General features: G+C 32.0%; 7 protein-coding genes. 1 reads left to right on the top strand and 6 read right to left on the bottom strand.

All coding sequences use genetic code 11. The features are described 5' to 3' along the window. Nucleotides 1-218 (bottom strand): contractile injection system protein, VgrG/Pvc8 family (locus KCG35_RS23380; RefSeq protein ID WP_215822277.1); only part of this gene is annotated, 218 nt, incomplete at its 3' end. Nucleotides 219-376: 158 nt separating this feature from the next. Beyond that, nucleotides 377-1,018: a hypothetical protein gene (locus KCG35_RS23375; RefSeq protein WP_215822276.1), complete on the bottom strand. Its 642-nt coding sequence runs from the start codon at nucleotides 1,016-1,018 to the stop codon at nucleotides 377-379. A 619-nt stretch (nucleotides 1,019-1,637) separates the two neighbouring features. Here KCG35_RS23375 and KCG35_RS23370 point away from each other — a divergent pair. Continuing rightward, a complete protein-coding gene (locus KCG35_RS23370; RefSeq protein WP_215822275.1) occupies nucleotides 1,638-2,552 on the top strand; it encodes a formylglycine-generating enzyme family protein in 915 nt (304 codons plus the stop codon). A 28-nt stretch (nucleotides 2,553-2,580) separates the two neighbouring features. Here KCG35_RS23370 and KCG35_RS23365 read toward each other — a convergent pair whose 3' ends face one another. From KCG35_RS23365 to KCG35_RS23350, 4 genes are all read right to left on the bottom strand, one after another. Then, nucleotides 2,581-3,324, bottom strand: a complete 744-nt coding sequence (locus KCG35_RS23365; protein ID WP_215822274.1) for a hypothetical protein — start codon at nucleotides 3,322-3,324, stop codon at nucleotides 2,581-2,583. 164 nt (nucleotides 3,325-3,488) lie between these two features. Next, nucleotides 3,489-4,436, bottom strand: coding sequence for a hypothetical protein (locus KCG35_RS23360; RefSeq protein ID WP_215822273.1), 948 nt, complete (start codon nucleotides 4,434-4,436; stop codon nucleotides 3,489-3,491). A 60-nt stretch (nucleotides 4,437-4,496) separates the two neighbouring features. Then, nucleotides 4,497-4,844 carry a hypothetical protein gene (locus tag KCG35_RS23355; protein ID WP_215822272.1) on the bottom strand — a complete coding sequence of 116 codons (348 nt, stop codon included), beginning with the start codon at nucleotides 4,842-4,844 and terminating at the stop codon, nucleotides 4,497-4,499. Beyond that, entirely contained in the window at nucleotides 4,825-5,727 is a 903-nt protein-coding gene (locus tag KCG35_RS23350) for a DUF4123 domain-containing protein (RefSeq protein WP_215822271.1), read from the bottom strand. Before KCG35_RS23350 ends, KCG35_RS23355 begins: the two co-directional genes overlap by 20 nt. Nucleotides 5,728-5,822: the final 95 nt, after the last annotated feature.

Here is a 5,822-nt window from a genome sequence, read left to right as displayed (position 1 = left end):
AAATGATTCGTGAAGGGTATAGCTGATGTAATGTCCGCCTTGGCTAGGGCCCCTTCATCCAATGCTTGTGGATTTGTCCCTTCATGTGTTACCCGAGTAATCAAGTATTCAACTTCAAATTGTGCATGCTCAGTGATATTCACCCGATGCCCAGGCATCAAACGACGGCTATTACTAGCACCTGACAGCATTACTTTATTCGTTTGTCTGGTTTCCATACGCAACTTTGCGTATTTATCAACTGTTAAATTTATCTACAGTAATAGCGTTTTAGATACAGAATCAAATGATGAAGTGAAAGAGCTTATGATTAAATAAGTGACTAAACTAAAGAAGTCTATATTCACTATAGACTAATTAAGCTCAAATGATTTAGTTAGTTCTTAATCCACAATGAAGGTATTCCTTCTTTTTCGCAATCTACACATAATAGACTATCGTTTGCTGATGGAGTAAATCTTATTGAAAAAGATGCTTCGTTTTCTTCAATTGAGCAATACTTATCATAAATACTTGTCCCTTGACGGAGAATAATATTTTTACCTTCAATACATACATTATACATACTCAAATGTACTGGATACCCCTTAACATAACCGATTATTTCTGCATTATAACCTTCAATATAAAGTCTAGGTGGAAACTTGGAATCAATGACATTTTTCTTCAACCTACCTGATTCTATAGAATCTAAGTCAAAGACATATTCACCATTGTAATCATTTTGACTTACAACCCAGTATTTATTAATTATACTCTCATCAACATAAAAATATAATATGCCACCACAGAAAATAAAAAAAGCAAAAAACATACTAGTTTTTTTAGACTTACCAACAAAATAAAAGATCAGCAAACACAACAGAAAAATACCGATTAAATACCCGAATAAAAATAACCAAAATTCAATACTTTTAACAAGAGAGCTTAGAGAATCTCCTTCGTAATAGATTGTATAATAGATTAGTAAGCAACAACTTATTAGAGATAACAACAAAGAGTAAAGTATCTTTTTCATGCAACCCTCAATAATTGATTAAACCTAGTCACACCCACTTGATGAGTCACTATCACAAGTACTACTACTGCTAGTATCACTATTACAGTAATCAGTATAACAACTATTGTTTGTATTATTTGTTTTATGCGTTTTTGTACTACTACTTTTGACAATAATTTTTCTAATTAAAATAGCACCATAAAACAAAACAAATACAGTTATGCAAGTAAAGATAAAGGGTACTAAAAAGTAATCAGTATGATTACTAGCAAATAATTTACCTGAAATCAAGCACATGGCTAACAAGATTGATCTCAACATAAGACCTATCACTCTTAAGTGATCATTTTAACACAAAAGCTTATTAATTTATAAAATATACTACAGTGGTAGAGATATCTCTATCATACAAAGTGTTGTTTGGTAATATATGAATAAATACTAGGTATTAAATGTGAACTATAACACTATGTATATTTTATTTTGTATTAGTCGACAGTACCTTTGACAGGCAATAAGTATCCAAGGATACTATTTATTACAAATATTAGACACCACTAATAAAAATGAGAAGAAGTAGCCATTTTAGACAGGATAAATAATTTTATACACAAACATTATAGCAGAAAGTCTTTTTATGAAATTTAAGAATATAATAATTTCTGTTTTTACTTTCCCACTATGTACATATTCTTTAGCTGGAAACCATTCAGATAAAGAGTTAATTAAGGTCGTTCAACATCAAATAGCAAACATGGTTTTCGTAGAAGGTGGAGAGTTTGAAATGGGTGATTTTGGACTTGACAAATATGGAAAACGAAGGCAAACCTATGACTCCCGAGAAGAGCATAAAGAGTATCTTCTTCATAAAGTAAAGTTAGATAGTTTTTATATATCTAAATTTGAAGTTAATAATTGGGAAATGAAGCTTTTTATAAAACATAACCAAAGCTACTGGAAGCCAACTTTTACTATTGATAATAGCGAAAAGCCGGATAATCTACCGGCAAATGAAGTTTTTTGGCAAGATGCAAATAAGTTTTGTTCATGGCTTTCAGACTTATCAGGCTTACCATTTGATTTACCTACTGAAGCACAATGGGAATACGCAGCTAGAAACAGAGGTGAAAAAGTTCTTTATGCAAATGCGACTAACGTCTATCAGGAAAATGGCGATTTTAAAAGCACGGAATATGACTCAACGATTCACCATAATACAAAGTATGATCCAAATCCTTTAGGCCTTTACAACATGACAGGCAATGTGAGTGAGTGGGTTAAAGATTTTTATTCCAAAGACTATTACCAAAATTCACCATATCTCAATCCTAAAGGGCCAAATACAGGAAAATACCACATATCACGAGGTGGTTATGAACCTATGAGCTTAAGATATGGAACAACCCTCTACAAAACACCTCTTATTGATAGAAAATATCGAAAACCAAGAGTTTATAATGGTAAAGAATATCTTTTACCTCCTGCACCAGGCTTCAGGTGTGCAATCAATATATCTGCTCCAGATGAATTAAATAATATCAACAGTAATTAATAGATTGGCTAGAGGTCATCTCTAGTCATTAGACTAATGCTGTATTATCATCTGACCATAACGTTCTTGCAGCATAAAGTTGAGCTTGCCGGTCAGGAGTAACTGCTCTTGGTTCATATGGACTATCATTCATTGCTATTGGTTTTCTTATATCAATTTTTCTCCTTTCCAAATTATTCAACCAAGACTTAAAAAGTATATATTGCTTACCATCCAATATTGCATTAATTTTTTCTAAAGAGCGCTCTTTATTAACTTTCTTCCCATTAATACTCATATATTTTAGTATTTGATCAAACTCTTTTTTTATTTGTACTGATTTTAGTAATTTAATAATAGCTGTTTCCTGCAGCTCTTCTGCTCTAAAAACAAACGTTCTGCACAAAATTTCTAACATTTTGCCCTTAGCTTCTGGTGGTGCAAATTTCCATAAATCATCGCCAGTTAGAATCCCTTCAGCTAAGCTATTAGCTTGCTCAAAATCTGAACCAAAGCCAAGCACATCAAAAACATCTTCAATAACACCCCTAGCCTCATTATAAATGTTCTTATATGTATCATACATATTATTTCCTAATGTAGTATAATTTATAATTATTTTATTTAAAGCATCAAAAGCAAAGGCATGAATAAACTCTAAAAAACAACAGTTGTTATCAATGAGTTGTCTATAAACTAATGAGTACAATCTTATAACCTGCGTAGGACTAATCAGTCCCTCGAGACCGCCACCAAGCCCTAGTCCTGCTGTTAGAGCACCATGTGCGTACATCTCTAGTGCCTTTATCTTACTATTATATGTAATATAAAATTCTGCTTCTGCTCCAATCCCTGCACTTAAATCAAGTCCATACCCGATCTCCGCAATAGGTAAAAAGATTTGATCTTTTTCTGGATCTTGCCAATACCAGCCACCAGTTAGCGATCCACCTACTTTTACACCAGCAAAAGCATCTGCTTTAAAAGATATTCATTTGAATTATGCTTATCAATTTCTTCTTGTTTTTTCTTCTTCTTTTTTTCAATTTTTCTTTCAATTCTAGCTTTTTTCTTTTGACTTTTCTTTCTGCTTAAGCTTTCTAATTCTTTTGAAATATCAAGCGGGTCTCCTTTAAACTCTCCTTTATCAACTACAAGTGATGCAGATAAACATGCACTTGCACCTGCAAAGCCATACAGTTGAAGAACGACTCTTGTATAAAAAAAACCAAGATCAAACTTCTTACCACTTTTAGTGGTTAGTTCCCAATGACAACCTTTTTTATCAGGGTAAAATAATCTTGCTCTTGCTCTTCCTTCTCCTAAAGCGAAAGAAGCATCAATTTGTCCTTCTAAGGTTATTTTTCCTTCCGGAAAAGATATCTTACCATTTGCAGAGGCATTGGCTGCAAATCTAAATAGTTGTGCCTCAGCTGAAGCATCATAAATTTCTCCTTCAGATTTAGCATCAAGAATTTTTTTATTATATTTCTTACAAAATTTTTGAATATCATTATACATATCCAAATGCATCAACAAGTTCCCTGTATCGAACTTTAGTGATGACGTTTTTTTAGGATTTAACTTATCCTTAACCTGTTCTTTAAATTTATTATAATCAAAAGCCTTTTTATGATGCTTAAATATCTTATCCTTACGCTCTCTCCATGACTCACATTTCTTACTGCTCTCCATTTTTTTTGTATCAGGATTATACCACCCTTTTCTTCTTTCTACGATTCTATCATGCGTGATAGATTTATTAACAGATACCTTTTTGTATACATTACCATTAAGTTTTTCTTTCCTTATGTACTTATATCCTTTTCCTTTCTTTAGTGGTATTACTTCAGTTAATGAAGATGTTTTCGGGGCTGAGGTATATGGATAAACTTTTTCTGTCACAGGTGTTACACCTGCATCAACCAATTCTGCAGTGCTTTTTCTTTTTTGCTCATTAACCAGTTATTTATTTGTACCAGCTTGATAAATCTTATTTATAGTATCTTCTAAAAATTGAAATTCATTATAGACAACAGCACACTGATCCTTTGTTAGCAAATAGACGACATCTTCTGCCGGATCAAAAAGTAACTCAACAATTTCAACTTTTTTGTTTGCCTCACTCTCTTGACAAACCTCATCAATATTTTTTGCTTCCTGATTTTCTTTAAAGCTACCTCCATTTTTTATAATAGCATCTTGAGCCAGCTCAACTTTTTTATCATATCCTAATTTTTCTGCAGGTGTATTTTTTTTGTCAAACTCATTTACTGATATTTCACCAGCATCTTTATTTGTAATTAATGTCATTCAGCAACCCTACTTTGTATAACGCGTAAAATTCTTCCAACTTCTCATTCTTGACATTTACTTCTAGTTTGAAGTCACCCAACAACATCTTTACTTCACTTACACTTAAGAATTTTTCATCATTTACAATCACATCACAGAAAAATTCTAAAGATACACTATTCATCAATTTGTACTGCTTGCAAAGATCAAACGATTTTCTAACAACTTCCATTGTATTTATATTTGGGTAATTGACGGACACATAGTCTTCAGCTTTATGCTTTTCTCTTTCTTCTTTATCAAATACTAGTCTCTCATATAAATCATCAGATATTATTATATCTCCTAACGTATCTCTTATAGAGACATTAGACTGGTTCTTATCTTCAGCAAATAAAATAGCTTTTTGACTATTATCATAAATAAAAAAGACCTGATTAATACCTAGAAACAACTTTTCTTTTAAGCTTTCATTCTTGCAGTTTACTATACTAAACATTATTAGTGGATCATAAAATCTAAAAAAAACCACTTCCCCGTATAAGTCAACTTCAATAAAATTACTTAAATGCTCACCCAACGAATCACAATCATGATGAGATGTTAAAAATATGGTACTTTCCTCCATATCAAAGTCTTTGATGAAGTCGGTTATACACTCAACATCATCTACTTGAACAAGAAGAGGAGATATATCTATATAATTACTAAGCTTTGTATCTAAGTATAGTAGATAACATTTTACATTTTCTTGCAATTCATACATTTTCTGAAGAGTAGTATGATCATCAAATGAGTACACACCATCAATCAACATGAAAAGCTGTGCCTTACGATTATTTATAAACTTATCAAGGTGATCCATAGTCTGATTTTTATAATCCGCAATTATCACATTCATTTTCTGTACACTCTTTACTAAATGCTTTTCCTTCCTTTGCAGCTTTTTTAAACGTATCTACTTGTGATTCTATGACTGCCAATGGAACCCCATCT

It is taken from the genome of Zooshikella harenae (assembly GCF_018837975.1).
In the GTDB taxonomy this organism is placed as follows: Bacteria; Pseudomonadota; Gammaproteobacteria; order Pseudomonadales; family Zooshikellaceae; genus Zooshikella; species Zooshikella harenae.
Note: the sequence above shows the minus strand (reverse complement) of the source record. Positions and strands in the feature narration are given on the sequence as shown.

What these genes read in the sequence shown, in the direction of transcription:
- KCG35_RS23355 (WP_215822272.1), bottom strand. Translation starts at nt 4,844, where the DNA reads ATGACATTAATTACAAATAAAGATGCTGGTGAAATATCAGTAAATGAG.
- KCG35_RS23350 (WP_215822271.1), bottom strand. Translation starts at nt 5,727, where the DNA reads ATGAATGTGATAATTGCGGATTATAAAAATCAGACTATGGATCACCTT.
- KCG35_RS23370 (WP_215822275.1), top strand. Translation starts at nt 1,638, where the DNA reads ATGAAATTTAAGAATATAATAATTTCTGTTTTTACTTTCCCACTATGT.
- KCG35_RS23375 (WP_215822276.1), bottom strand. Translation starts at nt 1,018, where the DNA reads ATGAAAAAGATACTTTACTCTTTGTTGTTATCTCTAATAAGTTGTTGC.
- KCG35_RS23365 (WP_215822274.1), bottom strand. Translation starts at nt 3,324, where the DNA reads ATGTACGCACATGGTGCTCTAACAGCAGGACTAGGGCTTGGTGGCGGT.